Annotated in this window: 14 protein-coding genes and 1 pseudogene; 5 read left to right on the top strand and 10 right to left on the bottom strand. The window is 65.8% G+C overall.

The window, feature by feature from the left end; genetic code table 11:
• Positions 1-21: 21 nt before the first annotated feature.
• Positions 22-1626: a glycosyltransferase family 39 protein gene (locus tag HL666_RS20555; protein ID WP_172183294.1), complete on the top strand. Its 1605-nt coding sequence runs from the start codon at positions 22-24 to the stop codon at positions 1624-1626.
• Between the two features lie 200 nt (positions 1627-1826).
• On the opposite strand, the gene HL666_RS20560 is transcribed toward HL666_RS20555, so the two are convergent.
• The 5 genes from HL666_RS20560 to HL666_RS20580 all read right to left on the bottom strand — a co-directional run bounded on the left by HL666_RS20560 (position 1827) and on the right by HL666_RS20580 (position 5945).
• Complete coding sequence (locus tag HL666_RS20560; RefSeq protein ID WP_172111678.1) at positions 1827-2156, bottom strand: HPr family phosphocarrier protein; 330 nt, start codon at positions 2154-2156, stop codon at positions 1827-1829.
• Positions 2153-2554: a PTS sugar transporter subunit IIA gene (locus HL666_RS20565; RefSeq protein WP_006611446.1), complete on the bottom strand. Its 402-nt coding sequence runs from the start codon at positions 2552-2554 to the stop codon at positions 2153-2155. Before HL666_RS20565 ends, HL666_RS20560 begins: the two co-directional genes overlap by 4 nt.
• Before the next feature lie 204 nt (positions 2555-2758).
• Positions 2759-3211, bottom strand: a complete 453-nt coding sequence (locus HL666_RS20570; protein ID WP_172183296.1) for an HPr kinase/phosphorylase — start codon at positions 3209-3211, stop codon at positions 2759-2761.
• Positions 3208-5013, bottom strand: coding sequence for a sensor histidine kinase (locus HL666_RS20575; RefSeq protein WP_172111676.1), 1806 nt, complete (start codon positions 5011-5013; stop codon positions 3208-3210). The genes HL666_RS20570 and HL666_RS20575 overlap by 4 nt, the downstream gene beginning before the upstream one ends.
• 230 nt (positions 5014-5243) lie before the next feature.
• Positions 5244-5945: a response regulator transcription factor gene (locus HL666_RS20580; protein WP_006611449.1), complete on the bottom strand. Its 702-nt coding sequence runs from the start codon at positions 5943-5945 to the stop codon at positions 5244-5246.
• Between the two features lie 217 nt (positions 5946-6162).
• Here HL666_RS20580 and HL666_RS20585 point away from each other — a divergent pair, with 217 nt between their 5' ends.
• The 3 genes from HL666_RS20585 to HL666_RS20595 all read left to right on the top strand — a co-directional run bounded on the left by HL666_RS20585 (position 6163) and on the right by HL666_RS20595 (position 11682).
• The gene (locus HL666_RS20585; RefSeq protein WP_172111675.1) at positions 6163-6897 is read left to right on the top strand and encodes a HugZ family pyridoxamine 5'-phosphate oxidase; all 735 of its coding nucleotides are present in this window, start codon (positions 6163-6165) and stop codon (positions 6895-6897) included.
• Positions 6898-7240: 343 nt separating this feature from the next.
• Positions 7241-9817, top strand: coding sequence for a CHAT domain-containing tetratricopeptide repeat protein (locus HL666_RS20590; protein WP_172111674.1), 2577 nt, complete (start codon positions 7241-7243; stop codon positions 9815-9817).
• Between the two features lie 251 nt (positions 9818-10068).
• Positions 10069-11682, top strand: coding sequence for a phosphoenolpyruvate carboxykinase (locus HL666_RS20595; protein WP_172183298.1), 1614 nt, complete (start codon positions 10069-10071; stop codon positions 11680-11682).
• 241 nt (positions 11683-11923) lie between these two features.
• Here HL666_RS20595 and HL666_RS20600 read toward each other — a convergent pair whose 3' ends face one another.
• The 3 genes and pseudogenes from HL666_RS20600 to HL666_RS20610 form a co-directional block, all read right to left on the bottom strand.
• Positions 11924-12742 (bottom strand): acyl-CoA thioesterase, encoded by an 819-nt coding sequence (locus tag HL666_RS20600; protein ID WP_172111672.1) that lies wholly within the window; start codon positions 12740-12742, stop codon positions 11924-11926.
• Positions 12743-12842: 100 nt separating this feature from the next.
• Complete coding sequence (locus HL666_RS20605; RefSeq protein ID WP_172111671.1) at positions 12843-15350, bottom strand: glycogen/starch/alpha-glucan phosphorylase; 2508 nt, start codon at positions 15348-15350, stop codon at positions 12843-12845.
• Between the two features lie 217 nt (positions 15351-15567).
• Positions 15568-15869 (bottom strand): annotated as a pseudogene (locus HL666_RS20610) (GIY-YIG nuclease family protein).
• Between the two features lie 184 nt (positions 15870-16053).
• On the opposite strand from HL666_RS20610, the gene HL666_RS20615 reads away from it, so the two are divergent.
• Positions 16054-16485, top strand: a complete 432-nt coding sequence (locus HL666_RS20615) for a hypothetical protein (protein ID WP_172111670.1) — start codon at positions 16054-16056, stop codon at positions 16483-16485.
• An 87-nt stretch (positions 16486-16572) separates the two neighbouring features.
• Here HL666_RS20615 and HL666_RS20620 read toward each other — a convergent pair whose 3' ends face one another.
• Positions 16573-17388 carry a DUF2865 domain-containing protein gene (locus HL666_RS20620; RefSeq protein ID WP_172183300.1) on the bottom strand — a complete coding sequence of 272 codons (816 nt, stop codon included), beginning with the start codon at positions 17386-17388 and terminating at the stop codon, positions 16573-16575.
• 176 nt (positions 17389-17564) lie between these two features.
• Positions 17565-18122, bottom strand: a complete 558-nt coding sequence (gene pyrE / locus HL666_RS20625; protein ID WP_172111668.1) for an orotate phosphoribosyltransferase — start codon at positions 18120-18122, stop codon at positions 17565-17567.
• Between the last annotated feature and the right edge of the window lie 172 nt (positions 18123-18294).

Consider the following 18294-nt stretch of genomic DNA (forward strand, 5'->3'; position numbering starts at 1 on the left):
AAAACAGGCTACCGAGGGCGGATGTCGAGTACCTCTCTGCCGCATCAGGCGGCCCGCCCGCGCAACCGCCTCGGACCGCAGCGTCTGGCCGCCTGGCTGGCGGTGCGCGCCACCGCGCCGGCGACGTCGGTCTGGGTCGTCATCGCCTTCGTTCTTGCGCATGTCGTGCTGTGGACGGCGATCCTGACCAATCTGAAGGCCGCGCAGGACGTTCACATGGACGTCGCCGAGGCCTATGCCTGGGGCAGCCGCTTCCTGCTCGGCTACGGCAAGCATCCGCCGCTGTCGGGCTGGATCGCCGGGCTGTGGTTCTCGGTGTTTCCGGTCAAGGACTGGTCGACCTATGCGCTGGCGATGGCCGTGAACGGCAGCGGCCTGATCGGCGTCTGGTTCGCGAGCCTGAAGGTCGTCGACCGCCGCCGGGCGTTCTTCGTCGTGGTGATGGTCGCGCTGTATCCGATCTTCAATTTCAAGGGCTTCAAGTACAACGCCGATCTGGTCCAGCTGCTGACCCTGCCGCTGCTGGTGCTGGCCTATCTGCACGCCTTCGAGAAGCGTAGCGTCGTCGCCGGCATCTGGCTCGGCCTCGCCGGCGCCGCCGCGCTGATGACGAAATATTGGGTGCTGACCATGATCGGTGCGATCGGCCTTGCGGCACTGCTGCATCCCGAGCGGCTGCGCTTCCTGGCCTCGCCGGCGCCCTGGGTCGCGATCGCCACGATGCTGGTCGCGATGATTCCGCATCTGGCCTGGCTGTGGAGCGTCGACTTCGTCGCCATCACCTATGCCGGCGACGTCTATACGCTGTCGGACCGGGGGCGCGCCGCCGCGCTCGTCGTCGGCTATGTCGGTCACAATCTGGCGCTGCTCGCTCTGCCGGTGGCGCTTGCGGCCCTGGTCCTGGCCTGGCCGCCGCGCTTCGCGTTCCGCAATTGGCGGCGCGGGCCAAATCCGGGCGTCAATGTGAGCCAGGCGATCAATGTCTGGCTGGTGCAGTCGATCGTTGCCGTCGGCCCGCCGCTCGGCGGCCTCGCTTTCACGATCTACATGAAGACCGATTGGGGCATCTCGCTGTTCTTTCTGGTGCCGCTGGCGCTGGTCGCAATTCCCGCCTTGCGGCTGCGGCTGACGATGCTGCCCCGGCTCGCCGCCATCTGGCTGGTGCTGTCGCTGCTCACGCTGGCGGCTTCACCGTGGATCGCCCACCGTGAAATGGCCGCCAATCCGAACGGCGCCACCGGCTATGGCGGGCGGTCGGAGCTGGCGCGGGAATTGACCAAGGCTTGGCACGCCCGTTTCGGCTCGCCCTGGCCGCTGGTCGCCGGCTATTCCGAGATGAACACGCCGATGACCTTCTACAGCCCGGATCACCCCCGCCCGTTCACGGTGCCCTATACGGCCGAGGAGACCTGGAGCTCGGGGCTGAGCACGCTGGACGACCTCAAGCGCGAGGGCTTCATCGGCGTCTGCGACACCACCGACAACCGCATCGCCGCCTGCGAGGCCTGGATGGCCAAGGAGGCCCCCAAGGCCGAGCCGCTGGTCATGACGACCCAGCGCTTCTTCCATGGCCAGGCGGGCCCTGCAATCGTTTGGAAGGTGTATATTCAGGGGCCGGGGACGTAGCGGACGTCGTGGTGACGCGCCTGCTGCCCCAATGGAGGCCGGCATTCCGGGGCAGCCCGAAGGGCTGAGCCCGGAATCCATAACCACAGGCCCGTGTGTGGGCAGGGTCGTCCGATACCGAGTCCAACCGCCTGTGATTATGGTTCCGGGCCCGCGCCTCTGACGAGGCGCGTCCCGGAATGACGGACCCGCTAAGGGGGTCACACGCCTTCTTCGTGGAACTTGTCGTTCACCAGATCAGTGATCGCCTGCAAAGCGGCCTCGGCCTCGGGGCCGGTGGCCGACACCAGGATCTTCGTCCCCGGAGCCGCGGCCAGCATCATCAGGCCCATGATCGAGCGGCCGCCGACGGTCTCGCCGCCGCGGGTCACCCAGACCTCGGCCTGGAACTTCTCGACCATCTGCACGAACTTCGCCGACGCCCGCGCATGCAGGCCGCGCTTGTTGGTGATCAGCAGCTCTCGCGAGATGGCTCCGGCAGGAACGGCCGGGCCGGCGACGTTGTCCTGCGCGTCGTCCTCGTCGCTCATTTGCCGGCAAGCACCCGGCTTGCGATGGTGACGTATTTGCGTCCCGCCTCCTGCGCCATCGCGATGGCGTCGGGCAGCGAGCGTTCCTCGCGGACCTTGGCGAGCTTGACCAGCATGGGCAGGTTGATGCCCGCGAGCACCTCGACCTTGGGCCGGCTCATGCAGGAGATCGCAAGATTCGACGGCGTGCCGCCGAACATGTCGGTGAGGATGGCGACGCCGTCGCCGGTGTCCACACGGTTCACGGCTTCGATGATGTCGCTGCGACAGAGATCGGAATCATCGTCGGCGCCAATCGTGACCGCTTCGATTTGTTTTTGAGGACCCATGACGTGTTCGAGCGCCGCCCTGAACTCGTCGGCGAGGCGCCCATGGGTCACCAGTACCAGGCCAATCATCGGATACTCCTCGCGGGCGCCTTGGGTGCACCGCACGAACGCGCCACTTTGACCATCCGGAGCCCCCGCGCAAGAGGGCATATTCGCGATTCTCCCGGATTCAGAGGTAGGGGCGGGGGAGCTGGCGACGGTCTATCGGGTCGCGATAGTGGGGGTGATATGGTTACCAATTCGCTTCACACAATTGGCCGAAAGATTACCGGGTCATGAACTCTTGGTCGTGGTCAGAGCGGCTACAACCAGCGGCAGGGGCGCGTATCCCTGGCCCACGGGTATTCGCGGCAATTCGATACCGTTTTCGTTCCAGCGCAGCGCATCCGGCGGCGGAAGCCGCTCTGCATCATCGGCCATCAAATCGACAATGAGACCTATGGGCGCCTCGGACACGAAGTCGCAGGCACGGATACCGAGGCCGCGAATCTCGAGCAGGCCGGCCAGGGCAGGGGCGGGGCTGACCCACATTTCTCCGCCACGTGTGGCGAGATGAACACGGTCGTCTCCGACCAGAACGGCCGGCGGGATCTGCCCGGCGCGCCCGGCCAGAATCAGGTCGAACGCCAGGCGCGACTTGCCGGCGCCCGAGGGACCGCGGATCAGCACGGCGCGATCGCCGACTTTGACGGCAGACGCATGGACGCTCGCCGCTGCGGCGGTCACGACGCCGGCAGCCGGACGATGAAGCGGGCCCCGGCGGAGGTCGGATTGCCCTCGGCATCGACAGGCCCGGGCCGGTTCTCGGCCCAGATCCGCCCGCCATGGGCATCGATGATCTGCTTGGAGATCGACAGGCCCAGGCCCGAATTCTGGCCGAAGCCCTGGTGCGGCCGGTCGGTGTAGAAGCGCTCGAAGATCCGCTGCAGGGCGTCCTCGCGAATGCCCGGGCCGTCGTCGTCGACCGTGATCTCGATCTCGGAGCGCACGCGCCGGCAGGTGATGCGGACCTTGCCGCCGGCCGCCGAGAACGACTGCGCGTTCGACAGCAGGTTCGAGATGACCTGGCCAAGTCGCGAATCATGGCCCGGCACCGAGAAGGTGTCGTTGACCCCGCGGCCTTCGAAGCGGACCTCCACGGCGACGTCGGTGCCGAGCTTGGTCTCGTTGGCGACCGAGGTCAGCGTGTTCAGGAGCCGGCGCAGATCGACCAGTGTCATGTCCTGGCGCTGCAACTCGGCGTCGAGCCGGCTGGCGTCGGATATGTCGGAGATCAGCCGGTCGAGCCGCTTGACGTCGTGCTCGATGACCGCGAGCAGGCGGGCGCGGCTGTTGTCGTTGCGCGCCAGCGGCAGGGTCTCCACGGCGGAGCGCAGCGAGGTCAGCGGATTCTTCAACTCGTGGGCGACGTCGGCGGCGAACATCTCGATCGCCTCGATGCGGTTGTAGAGCGCATCCGTCATGTCGCGCAGCGCGCCGGAGAGATGGCCGATCTCGTCGCGGCGGCGGGTGAAGTCGGGGATCTCGACGCGGGTCTTGATGCGGCGGCGGACGCGCTCGGCGCTGTCGGCCAGCCGGCGCACGGGGCCGGCGATGGTGCTGGCGAGCAGCAGCGACAGCACGATCATGACCGCGGAGGCCACGCCGCCGACCTTCAGGATGGCGAGGCGCTCGGCGGTCACCATCTGGTCGATGTCGTCGCCCTGCGTCGACAACATCAGCGCGCCGTGGATCGTGCGCGAGCGCTGCACCGACACCGCAACCGAGACGATCACCTCGCCGCGCGAGTTGACCCGTACCATGCTGCGCTTCTGGCCCTTCAGCGCGTCCGAGACTTCCTCATAGCCGTTGCCGTTCTCCGGGCCGTATTCGCGGTACAGCGGCAGGTCGCCGCGATTGAGCCAGGTGCGCACCGAGATCAGCGCGCGCTCGACGAAGCCCGGCTTCTCGCTCGACGGCGGCGGCAGGTCGAAGCGCAGCACGTTCTCGAGATTGCGGCTGTCGAGCAGCAGGCCGCCGTTCGGATCGTAGATTCGGGCGCGCGTCTTGGTCGGCGAGATCAGCGTACGCAGCACCGGTGCGACGCGTTCCGGATTGATCGGAAAATCGAGCGGCGAATATTCGTCCGGCGCGCCGTAGCTCTCGCCGGGCTTGAGATCGAGCAGCCGCTCCGGATCGATGGTGATGGTGTTGGTCTGCACCGTCGCCGAGGCCGCGATCGCGCCGGCGATGATTTCGGCCTGCACCAGCAGGCTCTGCGCGCGCGCATCGATCAGGCCGGCGCGGAACTGCGAGAGGTAGAGAATGCTTGCAACCAGTGCGAGCAGGCCAGCGATGTTCAGCGAGACGATGCGCCGGGTCAGGCTCGAGAACGACAGCGCGAACAGGAACTGTCCGGCGCGGCGCAGCCAGCTCAGCGGGCGCTGCCAGCCTGACACCCGCGGGCTCTCATCGGTCACCTCGGAAGCGGCGGACGCTGCGGCGTCCTCGGCGTTCAGTCCGGGGTCAGGATGCGTACGATCGAGCAATGTGAGTGCTCCGATTCCGAATGTCGCAAGGCGTTTGCGGCGTGGTGACGTGCGGCGGGCTCGTTCAGAACGTCAAATTCGCCGCACCAATAGTCGCCGCAACACGATCGCTGCAACAAAGGCCCCGTTCCGGCATCTGCGCTTCAAACAATGCGCAGGCGTCGCAGTCTACCCAATCCCCGGTGCGACGTCAGCGCGCAATTTCGCATGACGTCGCTCCCGTCGATGCGTCAGGTTTCCTTGAAGCGATAGCCGACGCCGTAGAGGGTCTCGATCATCTCGAACTCCTCGTCGACCATCTTGAACTTCTTGCGCAGCCGCTTGATGTGGCTGTCGATGGTGCGGTCGTCGACATAGACCTGGTCGTCATAGGCCGCGTCCATCAGGGCGTTGCGGCTCTTGACCACGCCCGGACGCTGCGCCAGCGCCTGCAGGATCAGGAACTCGGTGACCGTCAGCGTGACCGGCTCGTTCTTCCAGGTGCAGGTATGCCGCTCGGGGTCCATGCGCAGCAGGCCGCGGTCGAGCGCCTTGGCGTCGTTTTCCTTCGGCAGCGCCGTCGGATCCTTGGGCTGCGAGCGGCGCAGCACGGCCTTGACGCGCTCGACGAGGAGGCGCTGCGAGAACGGTTTGCGGATGAAGTCGTCCGCACCCATCTTCAGGCCGAACAGCTCGTCGATCTCCTCGTCCTTGGACGTCAGGAAGATTACGGGCAGGTCGGACTTCTGCCGCAGCCGCCGCAGCGTCTCCATGCCGTCCATGCGCGGCATCTTGATGTCGAGGATGGCCAGGTCGGGCTGGCTCGTCCGGAAACCGTCCAGCGCCGACGCACCATCGGTGTAGGTCATGATGCGATAGCCTTCGGCCTCGAGCGCGATCGAGACGGATGTCAGAATGTTACGGTCGTCATCGACCAAGGCGATTGTGGGCATGAGCCTGCTTTCAGAGTCTGGTTACGCCGAGACTGCGAGAATCAAGATAAGGGCCGCGTATTTGGGCTTCGAACATGGTCAACGAGCAATGCAAGCTGGGCTGAAGTGTGACCGAGTTCCACAAATACCATGGCAAAGTCTTGTGCCCCGCCCAAGTTTGTGGCCCGTTTAGCCGAAAAACGGCCTTCATTGCAACAGAATGGACGAGGGAAAGACGATGCCTGCGAGCTTTAACCCTAACCGCGTCACGCGTTCCCTGCTGCGCCGAAGCCGTCAGGGGGCACTCGCAACCTTGATGACCGGCTCAGGTGATCCTTATTGCTCGCTGGTGAACGTCGCCACCGCGCCGGATGGTGCTCCGATCATTCTCATCTCGCGCCTCGCCGTGCACACGAAGAATGTACTTGCCGATTCGCGCGTGTCGCTGATGCTCGATGAACGTGCGCCGGGTGATCCGCTCGAAGGTGCGCGGATCATGCTGTCGGGAAAAGCCGAGCAGGCGACTGATGAGGATCGCGAGACGCTGCGTCGTCGGTATCTCAATGCGCATCCGTCGGCTGCCGACTACGCCGATTTCGCCGACTTCTCGTTCTTCGTCATTCGCGCCGCAGGCACGCATCTCGTTGCAGGATTCGGCCGCATCGTCGATCTCAAGCCCGAGCAGTTTCTCACCGACATCTCCGACGCCGCCGAGCTGCTCGCAGCCGAGCAGGGCGCCGTCGAGCACATGAACGAAGATCATCGCGACGCGCTCGGGCTCTATGCAACGAAGCTGCTCGGTGCGGAGTCCGCGGAGTGGCGCTGCAGCGGCTGTGATCCCGACGGTCTGGATCTGATGGCTGACGGCAGGACGTTGCGGCTGGATTTTCCCGAGCGCGTCACCACGCCAGGCGGCCTGCGCAAGATGCTGGTGCGGCTGGCGGACGAGGCGAGGGCGAAAGCCGGCAGCTAATTAGTTTGAGTGCCGCTTCCGTTTGAGTTGGTGTCGCGTCGCAAATGCGGTGCGCCTCCTTTGTTCGCTTCTCACGGGGGCGACGAGCCCCGCTCGCGCTGGAACGGATGGGACAGGGACGCTCGCGGCACCAAGTCCTGCCGATCAGCTGTTCCGTCATGCCTGGGACAGGCCCGGCCACGAATGGATACAGACGAGCGCGATATGTGGAGCGTCATAGGTGATTGACCGGCCGCATCAAGACGAGACAGGTCGCCCAAACGGGGGCTGACGAAGATCCGCGCTTTGAACGCCACTGCGCGCCGCGGCGACTTAATCTCCGTCTTTGGCGGAGTTTCTGAGCATGCCGTCCTGCAAGCGCGTGGCAATCGCGATCGGAGCCGTGCTTCTTACGAGCGCGCTGCTCCATCCGGCTCTCGCCCAAAAAGGCGATCTTGCCGCGGAGAGCGGCCGCATCATCGCGCTCAGCCGCGCCGGCAAATACCGCGAGGCCTTGCCGTTGGCGCAAGCCATGGTCGCGCGGCTCGAGGCGACCTCGAACAAGCGCGATCTCGCGGCGGCTCTCACCAACCTCGGCCAGACCCTGGCCTCGCTCGGCCGCGATGCGGAGGCTGAGCCCGCCTACAAGCGCGCGATGGCTCTCTACGAGACCGCACTGGGGCTCGACAGCGTCGAGATCGCGCCCGCGCTGAACAATCTCGCGGCGCTGTATCAGCGCCAGCAGCGCTATGCAGAGGCCGAGCCGTTGTTCGTGCGCGCGCTGGCGATCCGCGAGAAGGGTCTCGGTGCAACGCATCCCGACGTCGGCCAGTCACTCAACAATCTCGCCACGCTCTACGAACGGCAGGACCGCCATGCCGACGCCGAGCCGCTGTTCAAACGTGCGTTGGCGATCTACCGCAAGGCTGCCGGCAACGACAGCGCTCCGGTTGCCACCCTGCTCAACAATCTCGGCCAGCTTACCAAGAGCGACGGGCGCTTCGACCAGGCCGAGCCGCTGATCCGGCAGTCCCTCGCCATTCGCGACAAGTTGCTCGGCGCCGATCATCCCGATGTCGCCCGCTCGCTGAACAATCTTGCTGATCTGAAGCAGCGGCAGCAGCGCTATGACGAGGCCGAGACGCTGTTTGCCCGCGCGCTCGTGATCCGTGAGCGCGCGCTGGGGCCGAATCACCCTGATGCCGTCACGGCGTTGAACAATCTTGCGGGATTGTATCAGTCCGCGGGGCGCATTCCGGACGCGCTGCCGCTGGTCGCGCGGGCCGTTGACCGCGGGCAGGCCCAGCCGAAGGTGGCGCTCCCCGTGCTGTTTGCGGCCGGCCGCGCCGGCGCGCTGCCCGCGGAGAAGGCGTTTGACGATGCGATCGATGTGATCCAGCGTGGCGCGCAATCGCAGGCCGCCGCGGCGGTCGACAAGCTCGCCGTCCGTCTCGCCGCCGGCAATGACAGACTCGCCGAGCTGGTGCGCAAGGATCAGGACCTCGCCGCCGAGAGCGAGACGCTCGATAGAAACGCGATCGCCGCGGTGTCGCGCCCGGCCGGACAGCGCGATCTGGCAGCCGAGAAGCGCGACAAGGCGCGGCTTGCAACGGTTGCGGCGGAGCGTGCCGGTCTGCGCGCCATGCTGGCACGGGAGTTTCCGGATTTTGCGGCGCTGTCGAATCCGTTGCCGCTCAGGCTCGCCGACATCCGGCCGCTGCTCGCGGAGGATGAGGCGCTGGTCGCGTTCGCAATCATGGAGCAGGGTGCTTTCGTCCTGGCGGTCACGCGCGACCGCTTCGACTGGCGGCAGATCCCGCGCGGCGCCGACGCGCTCGCGCGCGATGTCATGCGATTTCGCCGCGGTCTTGCGCCCGGCGCTGCGGCGGAAGGCGCGGCGTTCGACCTTGCCGTGGCCGCCGAGCTCTACACCGCGCTGCTCGCGCCGGTCGAAGCGCTGACGGCAGACAAACGCAGCCTGCTGATCGTACCGGCGGGTGCGCTGACCGCGCTGCCGTTCCATCTGCTGGTGACTGAGCCGTCGGCCGCCGCCATTCCCGATCCTGTGACCGGTTACCGCGATGCGGCGTGGCTGCTGCGGCGGCACGCGGTGGCGGTGCTGCCTTCACTCGGCAGCCTCAAGGCGCTGCGCGGCACGCCCCGCGCCGATCGCGGCAGCAGGCCGATGATCGGCTTCGGCGACCCCGTCTTCGATCCATCGCTTGCGGGGACCTCTCGCGGCAGCGCCGGCAAGCAGGCCGCGCGCAACATCGCAACGCTTGCCTACACCGATTTCTGGCGCGGTGCCGGGGTCGACCGTGCCCAGCTCGCGCGCGCTCTCCCGCAACTGCCGGACACGGCCGATGAGCTCAGGGCCGTGGCGGGCGATCTCGGCGTTGCATCCACTGACGTCCACCTCGGCAGCAACGCCAGCGAGACCACGGTGAAGCGAGCGGCGCTTTCGGACTACCGGATCGTCTATTTCGCGACGCATGGTCTCGTGGCCGGCGACGTCAAGGGGGTCGCCGAGCCGTCGCTGGCACTGAGCCTGCCTGCCGTGCCGTCGACGTTGGACGACGGCCTGCTCACGGCCAGCGAGGTCGCGCAGCTGAAGCTCAATGCGGAGTTCGTCGTGCTGTCGGCCTGCAACACGATTGCAGGCGACCGGCCGGGCGCGGAAGCGTTGTCGGGCCTTGCCCGGGCATTCTTCTACGCCGGCGCGCGCGCCCTGCTGGTGACGCATTGGGCGGTCGATTCGGCCGCGGCGACACGGCTGATGAGCGATACATTCCGCCGGCTCAAGGACCGTCCGGCCATGGGTCGCAGCGAGGCGCTGCGGCAGGCCATGCTGGCCTTGCTCGATGATCGATCTTCGCCGGCCAACGCGGATCCTTCGGTTTGGGCGCCGTTCGTGCTTCTCGGCGAAACCGAAGTGCACTGATATATCTGTTGCGTTGCAGCATGAGTGCAGGACCGGCGCTGTGCCGCTCCGATAAGCAGGCGCCCGTCAGAAATGAGCTACGTGCATCAGCCTTTGGCAATAACCAATTCAGTCGGATCGTCTTGGCAAGACCGGCGTTGATCATTATTAGGTCGGCGACCGCGCTTGGATAAGGCGATGTAAACGGTAACGGTCACCGCGCACTGCGCCGAATTGCGCGCAACTGATGCGGGCTCTCAGGAGGGATCTTCGTGCAAGAGACGGGTATTCGCAACGGTGCCTTCGGTGCCGACAAGTTCGGCCTAAAGAATCTCAAGCAGCTGCATTGGAATCTCGGCGCTCCCCAGCTCTATCAATATTCGCTGGCGGCGGGCGAGGCGGTGCTGTCTGCCGATGGGGCGCTGTGCGCGGATACTGGCGAGTTCACCGGCCGCAGCCCGAAGGACAAGTTCACGGTGCGCGACGCCTCCACCGAGAAGATGTGGTGGGCCGGCAATCAGGCGATCACGCCCGAGCAGTTCGAGGCGCTGTATCAGGATTTCATCAAGCACGCCGAGGGCAAGAGCCTGTTCGCGCAGGATCTCTATGGCGGCGCCGATCCGAGCTTCCGGATCAAGACCCGCGTCTTCACCGAGCTGGCCTGGCACTCGCTGTTCATCCGCACGCTGCTGATCCGTCCCGAGACGATCGAGCTCGACACCTTCGTGCCAGAGCTGACGATCATCGACATGCCGAGCTTCCGCGCTGACCCCTCGCGTCACGGCGTGCGCTCGCAGAACGTCGTCGCCATCGATTTCGCCCGCAAGATCGTCCTGATCGGCGGGTCCTATTATGCCGGCGAGATGAAGAAGAGCGTGTTCACGACGCTCAACTACTATCTGCCCGAGCGTGGCGTGATGCCGATGCACTGCTCGGCCAATGTCGGCCCGAAGGGTGACACCGCGATCTTCTTCGGCCTGTCCGGCACCGGCAAGACCACGCTGTCGGCCGATCCGAACCGCACCTTGATCGGCGACGACGAGCATGGCTGGGGTCCGTCCGGCGTGTTCAATTTCGAGGGCGGCTGCTACGCCAAATGCATCAAGCTGTCGCAGGACGCCGAGCCGCAGATCTACGCGGCCTCGACCCGCTTCGGCGCCGTGCTGGAGAACGTGGTCCTCGACGAAGACACGCGCGTCCCCGATTTCGACGACGGCTCGAAGACCGAGAACACCCGCTCGGCCTATCCGCTCGACTACATCCCGAACGCCTCGCGCACCGGGCGCGCGCCGCATCCGAAGAACGTCGTGATGCTCGCCGCCGACGCCTTCGGCGTGCTGCCGCCGATCGCAAAGCTGTCGCCGGCGCAGGCGATGTATCACTTCCTGTCCGGCTACACCGCCAAGGTCGCCGGCACCGAGCGCGGCCTCGGCAACGAGCCGCAGCCGGAGTTCTCGACCTGCTTCGGCTCGCCGTTCCTGCCGCTCGATCCTTCCGTCTATGGCAACATGCTGCGGCAGCTGATCGCCGACCACAATGTCGACTGCTGGCTGGTCAACACCGGCTGGACCGGCGGCAAGTACGGCACGGGCTCGCGCATGCCGATCAAGGTGACGCGCGCGCTGCTCACCGCGGCGCTCGACGGCTCGCTTCGCAACGTCGAATTCCGCACCGACAAGTATTTCGGCTTCGCGGTGCCGACCGCGCTGCCGGGCGTGCCGAGCGAGATCCTCGATCCGGTCAACACCTGGAAGGACAAGGCCGAGTTCGACAAGACCGCCCGCGCGCTGGTCGGCATGTTCCAGAAGAACTTCGCCAAGTTCGAAGCCCAGGTCGACGCCGACGTCCGCGCCGCCGCGCCGGACGTGAAGCTCGCGGCGGAGTAGGGCTCTGCAAGCTCAAGGGTCAGCCGCGCTGCGGCTGCCCCTTTTCGCCTGACCGATGCATGATTGGTCGAGGTGGCGCTACACCCACCGCCGTCGTCCCGGCGAACGCCGGGACCCATAACCACAGGACAACGTGGTTGAAGCAGGCGGTCGCTCAAGCTTTCGCCAAACGACGGACGGTGGTGATGGGTCCCGGCTCAAGGCCGGGACGACACCGAGATTGTAGAAGCGCCTTGGGCCTTCACGCCTTGAAATACGCGATTTGCGTCGTCGTCGCGAGCAGTTGGCCGGACGGCGACCACAGCTCGCCATGCTGGTCCTGATAGCTGCGGTTGAACACCTTGGCATCGGCCGTCGCCAGCACATGGGTGATGTCCTCGGCCGCGAGCTCCTCGCGGCTGACATGGAAATAGGTCGTCAGCGACACCGTGCCGAACGGGATCAACTCGCCGCGGACGTGGAAGGCGCGGCCGAAGAACGCGTCCGACATCGACAGCACCGACAGGCAATCGAGCTTGCGCGGCTTGCTGTCCGAGATCCATAGCCGTGAGTAGGCGCTGCGCGGTGCATCCGAGCGGCTGCCGAACTCCGGGCGGCCTTCCACGAAGCGGAAATCGTACTGTTTGGTCCAGGACATGCCGGCATCGGGATGGCGCTTCACCTGATCGAATGGCGGTGCGTCCGGCTTGACGGCCGGCTGGTGCGACCAGGAGGGCCGCCGCTCGGCGAACACGGCGGTCGCCAGGGTCGCGGCATTCGCATCGCCCTGGCTCAACTCGACACACCAATGCTGCGATGAGCGGTTGGCCTTCACCAGCCGCACGTCGAGATCGAACGGCCCTTCCGCGATCGGCGCGCAGTAGTTGACCGTCACCGCCAGCGGATCGCCGGCGATCTGCGGATGCTGGATCAAGGCGCGCAGCACGGTCGCCGCGGTGACCCCGCCGAACGGGCCGACGAAGGCCCAGTAGTCCGGGCTGGTGCGGCCCTGCCAGCGGCTGTCGCCGGCAGTGACGCGGGTGGCCTCGTCGAACAGATGGGCTGGTGGCGTCTCGGTCATGCGTTCCTCCTGACGATCATCGTATGATGCTCGTCAGGTCAAAGGCAATCTGCGGCGTCGGCAATGACGTCACAGGTCGTTGACGAACCGCGACGAACCCTTACGCCCGCTGCGCATGCGCCGGTGCCACGACCGGCCCGACCGGCACGTTCCAGATGTCGTCGGCATATTCCCGGATGGTGCGGTCGGAGGAGAACCACGCCATGCGGGCGACGTTGAGGATCGAGGCGCGGGTCCAGGCCGGAGTGGTCTGCCAGCGCGCGTCGACGCCGCGCTGGGCCTCGTAATAGGAATCGAAATCGGCCGACACCATGTAGTGGTCGAGGTGACGCAGCGCATGCGCGATCGGCTCGAACCGGCCCGGCTCGCCCGGCGAGAACAGCCCGGAGGCGATCGCATCGATCGCGCGCGCCAGCCGCGGCGAGCGGCGGATGATGTCGGTGGCGTCGAGGCCCTGCTGGCGGCGGAGCATGACGTCGCCGGCCTCCATGCCGAAGATCGCGATGTTGTCGGTCCCGACATTGTCGCGGATCTCGATGTTGGCGCCGTCCAGCGTGCCGATGGTGATCGCGCCGTTCAGCGCCAGCTTCATGTTGCCGGTGCCGGACGCCTCCATGCCGGCCGTCGAGATCTGCTCGGAGAGATCGGCGGCCGGAATGATCGTTTCCGCCAGGCTGACATTGTAGTCGGCCATGAACACGACCTTCAGCTTGCCGCCGATCGCGGGATCGTTGTTGACGACCTCCGCGACGTCGTTGATCAGCTTGATGATCAGCTTGGCGTAGCGATAGCTCGCCGCCGCCTTGCCCGCGAAGATCTTCACCCGCGGCACCCAGTTGGCCTGCGGATCGTCCTTGATGTCCAGATACAGCGCCACCGCCTCGAGGATGTTCAGGAGCTGCCGCTTGTATTCGTGGATGCGCTTGATCTGCACGTCGAACAGCGCGCTCGGATCGAGCCGCACGTTCATGCGCTCGCCGATCAGGCGTGCCAACTGCACCTTGTTGTGGTGCTTCACGGCGCGGAACTTCTGGTGGAAGCTCGAGTCCGCGACGTAGCTTTCCAGGCTCGTCAGCAAGGTCGGATCATCGACGATGGCGTCGCCGCAGGCCTCGCACAACAGGCTCGTCAGCTTCGGGTTCGCGAGGGTCAGCCAGCGGCGGAAGGTGATGCCGTTGGTCTTGTTGGTGATGCGGCCGGAATAGAGATGGTTGAGGTCGTGGAACACGGTCTCCTTCATCAGGTCCGAATGCATCGCGGAGACGCCGTTGATGCGATGCGAGCCGACGAAGGCGAGCTGCCCCATGCGCACGCGGCGGCCGCTCTTCTCGTCGATCAAGGACACCGAGGCGCGATAGTCGATGTCGCCGGGCGCGCGCTGCTCGGCGAGCGCCAGATGCTGCGCATTGATGCGGTAGATGATCTCGAGATGGCGCGGCAACAGCCGCTCGAACAATTCGACCGGCCAGGTCTCCAGCGCCTCGGGCAGCAGCGTGTGGTTGGTGTAGGACAGGGTGGCGACGGTGATCTTCCAGGCCTCGTCCCAGCGGAAATTGTGCAGGTCGACCAGGATGCGCATCAACTCGGCCACGGCGAGCGAGGGATGCGTGTCGTTGAGCTGCACCGCCGCCTTTTGCGACAGGCTGCGCAATTGGCCGTCGGAGCCGAGATGGCGCTTGATGAGGTCCTGGAGCGAGGCCGAGACGAAGAAATATTCCTGCCGCAGCCGCAGCTCGCGTCCGGCCGGGCTTTCGTCGTTCGGATACAGGAACTTGCAGATCGACTCGGCGCGCGCCTCCTCGGCCGAGGCGCCGAGATAGTCGCCGGAATTGAACACGTCGAGCTTGAGCGGATCGGGCGAGCGCGCCGACCACAGTCTGAGCGCGTTCACATGCTGGCCGCGCCAGCCGACGATCGGCGTGTCATAGGCCACCGCCTGCACGGTCTCGCCGGGATGCCAGATCGCGCGGTCGCGGCCCTTGTCGTCGACATGCTCGACGCCGCCGCCGAAATGGACGTGATAGACCACTTCGGGGCGCTGGAATTCCCAGGGGTTGCCGAACGACAGCCAGACGTCGGGATATTCGTGCTGCCAGCCGTCGACGATCACCTGGCGGAACAGGCCGAAATCATAGCGGATGCCGTAGCCGATCGCCGGGATCTGCAATGTCGACATGCTCTCCATGAAGCACGCCGCCAGCCGCCCCAGGCCGCCATTGCCGAGCGCGGCGTCCGGTTCGCATTTGCGCAAATCCATCAGGCCGACGCCGAGATCGCCGAGCGCGGTCTCGAACACCTTCATCAGGCCCATGTTGTTGAGCGCGTCGGTGAACAGCCGGCCGATCAGGAATTCGAGGCTGAGATAATAGACGCGCTTGCGCCCGGCGTCGTAGCTCTCCTTGTCCGCCGTCAGCCAGCGATGCACGATGCGGTCGCGCAAGGTCAGCGCCGCGGCGTGATACCAGTCCTGCTGCGTCGCCTGGCTCGCTTCCTTGCCGATGGTGAGGCGAAGCTTGGCCAGGATGTCGCTCTTGATCTCGGCGACGGCCAATTCGTCGACGGGCTGGCCGGTGCTTACGAAGCTGCGCTGGGACGGCTGATCTGTCACCTTGAAACCTGTGATGCTACGTGGAACCGGTAAAAGCATACGATGGTTGCGCGCGGTCCGAAACCCGGGGAAAGGCTGGTCCGCACAGCAAGGTGACGGAAAATGATGCAAGGTTCGGGCCGGGTTCCGGAGTTGGAACGCGCCAGAACGGCGCAAATCCGTAGTGAGGCCGAAGGACCCTCCACATCGTCATCCCGGCGAAAGCCGGGATCCAGACTCACCTGCCGAAGATGAGGCCCGACAAGTCGCTCCAATCGGGGTTACCTTTTCGATCAGCTCAACCTTCCAATCGCGATGCCAGTTCTTCAGCTGCTTTTCGCGGGCGATGGCCTCTAGCGGGCTGGCGAAGCGCTCGACGTGAACCAGACGAATAACCTTGTATCTGCTGACGAACTTGGAGCCTCGTCCGGCGCGGTGGTCTTCGAGGCGCTTCCTCATATCATTGGTCACGCCGACGTACAGCGTACCGTGGTGGCCGCTTGCAAGGATGTAAACCGTCCACGTCCACGTGTGGCTCATCGTGCACGAACCAAGCGGCTGCGGTGGATATGGGTCCCGGCTCGGAGGCCAGGACGACCAAAATTAGCTTTCTTTTCCCAACAGAACAAATTAAGAACAATTTAGCAAGTGATTGTTATCCCTGTGGCGATTCGATCCGCCCGACACCCAAAGCTCCGGCATCAGAGCATCTCGCGAGGACACCATGTCCACCGTCGCCTTCGATCCCCTGGCCCTCACCCGCATTGCCGATTTCGCGCGCAGCTTGACGCGGCTGCACAAGACGGCGCGGCGGCGCGCTGTCGACGACGACCAGATCGACCGCGCGTTCAACGCGGTGTGCATGTCGGTCTGGGGCTACACCACCGACGACATCTCGGACGACCTGTTCTCGGCCACCGATCACACCTTTCTCGACGGCCTGGACGAGGCGCGGGCGCGCATCTTCGCCGCCGAGCAGGGCTACGACCTGGTCGATGACGAGGGCATGCTGAGCGACTGGTGGGGCTTCTGCTGGATGATCCTGGCCGAGAAGCGCGGCCTGCTGACGCCGGACAACCGTGCGGCCGCGCGCGCGGCGATCGAGGATAAATATCTCGAGGCGCCAAACGTGATCGGCGTGATCGTCGGACGCTAGCCGGTATGATCGTCATTGCGAGCGAAGCGATCCAGGGGCGGCGCGAGAACCCCGGATTGCTTCGCTCGCAGTGACGAGGGCTAAAGCTCAGTCCACATCTGCGCGTTTGGCGCGGCCCGGCTTCGGTGCGATGGTCATCGGCGGCGCGACGCTGACATTGCCGGCATGGGCCTCGGGCGGCGGCATGGCGGCCAACGCATCGGCGGCCAGCATCTCGGCGCGCACCGGCGCCACCTTCATCTCGCTCAGCCGCGCCCGCGTATCGGAGTTCAGTCCCGGATAGGACGCGACCGGCTTGAAATCGGCCGGCTGCCCGCCACTGCCGCGGCTGCCCGAATAGGCCACCAGTCCGTCGGCCGTGGCGACGATGTCGCCGGGCCGCAGCGAGGTGTCGAGCGACAGGTCGACCGGTGCCAGCCCGGCCGGGTCGCGGCCGTTGCAGGTGCAGTCGGCGCGCAGCGCCTGGCGGTAGGCGAACGCGGTCTCGCTGTCGGCATAGCGCTCGCCATTGGCCGCCGTCGCATAGTCGATATTGGAGCCGTAGTAGATCTTGGTCGCGCTGGCCGGGCAGAACGCCTGGCACATCTGCGCCGGCGAGGCCAGGCCGCGCGTCAGCGGGAAGTAGCGCCCGTCGCAGGTACGCACGCAGAACGCCGCACCCGATCCGCTCGACACGCGCGGCTGCGCCGGCACCTGCGGATTGCTGCCGAACGGATCCGCGAAGAAGCCGCCTTGCGCCGCCGGCCGTTGCGCTTGCGGCTTGTTGAAACCGCCGAACAGGAAATCGAATAGGCCCTGGGCCGACGCCATCTGCGGCGCCAGCACGAGCGAGGCCGCCATGCCGATCATGGTCGCGACGGCGACGCGGCGGGGCCCCCGCCGAAACGACAACACGTGACGCAACGCCCACTCCATCTCTCACCGCAAAGGTCTGTCCGAGGCGGCGAATCCGCGCCGATCATGCGCGAACGAGCCGGCCATGCCCACGGCATGGCGCCATCAGCTTTACGGTAACCTTAATGGGCGTTGGTAAATGAGCGGTGTGCGCGGGACGACGAAAGTCGGCTCGCGAGCAACTGTCAGAGGAACTCGCGGGCTTTGTACAGTGCCTGGAACGGCAGGCCGGCCTCGGCGAAAGCCTCGGCGGCACCTTCCTCGCGGTCGACCATCGTGAACACCAGCGATACCTCGGCGCCGGCCTCGCGCAGGGCTTCCACCGCCTTCATCGCCGAGCCGCCGGTCGTGGTGACGTCCTCGACCACCACGATGCGTTTTCCAGCCAGGGTCTCATCGCGGGTCAGGCCCTCGATGGCAAGCTTGGCGCCATGCTCCTTCGGCTTCTTGCGCACGAAGAACGCCGCAATCGGATGGCCCTTGATCCAGGAGATCTGCGCAATCGCGCCGGCCAGCGGCACCGCGCCCATCTCCAGCCCGCCGATATAGTCGTAGCCCTCGTCCTTCAGCGCCTCATAGGTCAGCTCGGCGAGCAGGGTGGCGCCCTCCGGGTCCATCATGGTCGGCTTCAGGTTGAAGTAGAAATCGCTCTTGCGGCCGGAGGCCAGCGTGACCTCGCCACGGCCGAACGAGCGCCTGCGGATGATCTCGAGGAGGCGGGCGCGGGAGGCGGATTTGGACACGGCGTTTTCCCCTGAGGGTCGATTCTTGGGTGAATTCTCGGGTGGCGCAATCTATCGGGCTCGGGCGGCCGAGGCCAGCCACCAGGATGTCCCATCAACAACGGTACGTTTGGAACGCCGCGCAGTTTCGAGCTAATGGGAAGCGACGGACCAAGCAAGGACATTTGGAAGG

Origin of the sequence: Bradyrhizobium aeschynomenes (assembly GCF_013178945.1) — a bacterium.
Classification (GTDB): domain Bacteria; phylum Pseudomonadota; class Alphaproteobacteria; order Rhizobiales; family Xanthobacteraceae; genus Bradyrhizobium; species Bradyrhizobium aeschynomenes.

What these genes read in the sequence shown, in the direction of transcription:
- HL666_RS20585 (WP_172111675.1), top strand. Translation starts at nt 6,163, where the DNA reads ATGCCTGCGAGCTTTAACCCTAACCGCGTCACGCGTTCCCTGCTGCGC.
- HL666_RS20565 (WP_006611446.1), bottom strand. Translation starts at nt 2,554, where the DNA reads ATGATTGGCCTGGTACTGGTGACCCATGGGCGCCTCGCCGACGAGTTC.
- HL666_RS20590 (WP_172111674.1), top strand. Translation starts at nt 7,241, where the DNA reads ATGCCGTCCTGCAAGCGCGTGGCAATCGCGATCGGAGCCGTGCTTCTT.
- HL666_RS20615 (WP_172111670.1), top strand. Translation starts at nt 16,054, where the DNA reads ATGTCCACCGTCGCCTTCGATCCCCTGGCCCTCACCCGCATTGCCGAT.
- HL666_RS20600 (WP_172111672.1), bottom strand. Translation starts at nt 12,742, where the DNA reads ATGACCGAGACGCCACCAGCCCATCTGTTCGACGAGGCCACCCGCGTC.
- HL666_RS20560 (WP_172111678.1), bottom strand. Translation starts at nt 2,156, where the DNA reads ATGAGCGACGAGGACGACGCGCAGGACAACGTCGCCGGCCCGGCCGTT.
- HL666_RS20580 (WP_006611449.1), bottom strand. Translation starts at nt 5,945, where the DNA reads ATGCCCACAATCGCCTTGGTCGATGACGACCGTAACATTCTGACATCC.
- HL666_RS20555 (WP_172183294.1), top strand. Translation starts at nt 22, where the DNA reads ATGTCGAGTACCTCTCTGCCGCATCAGGCGGCCCGCCCGCGCAACCGC.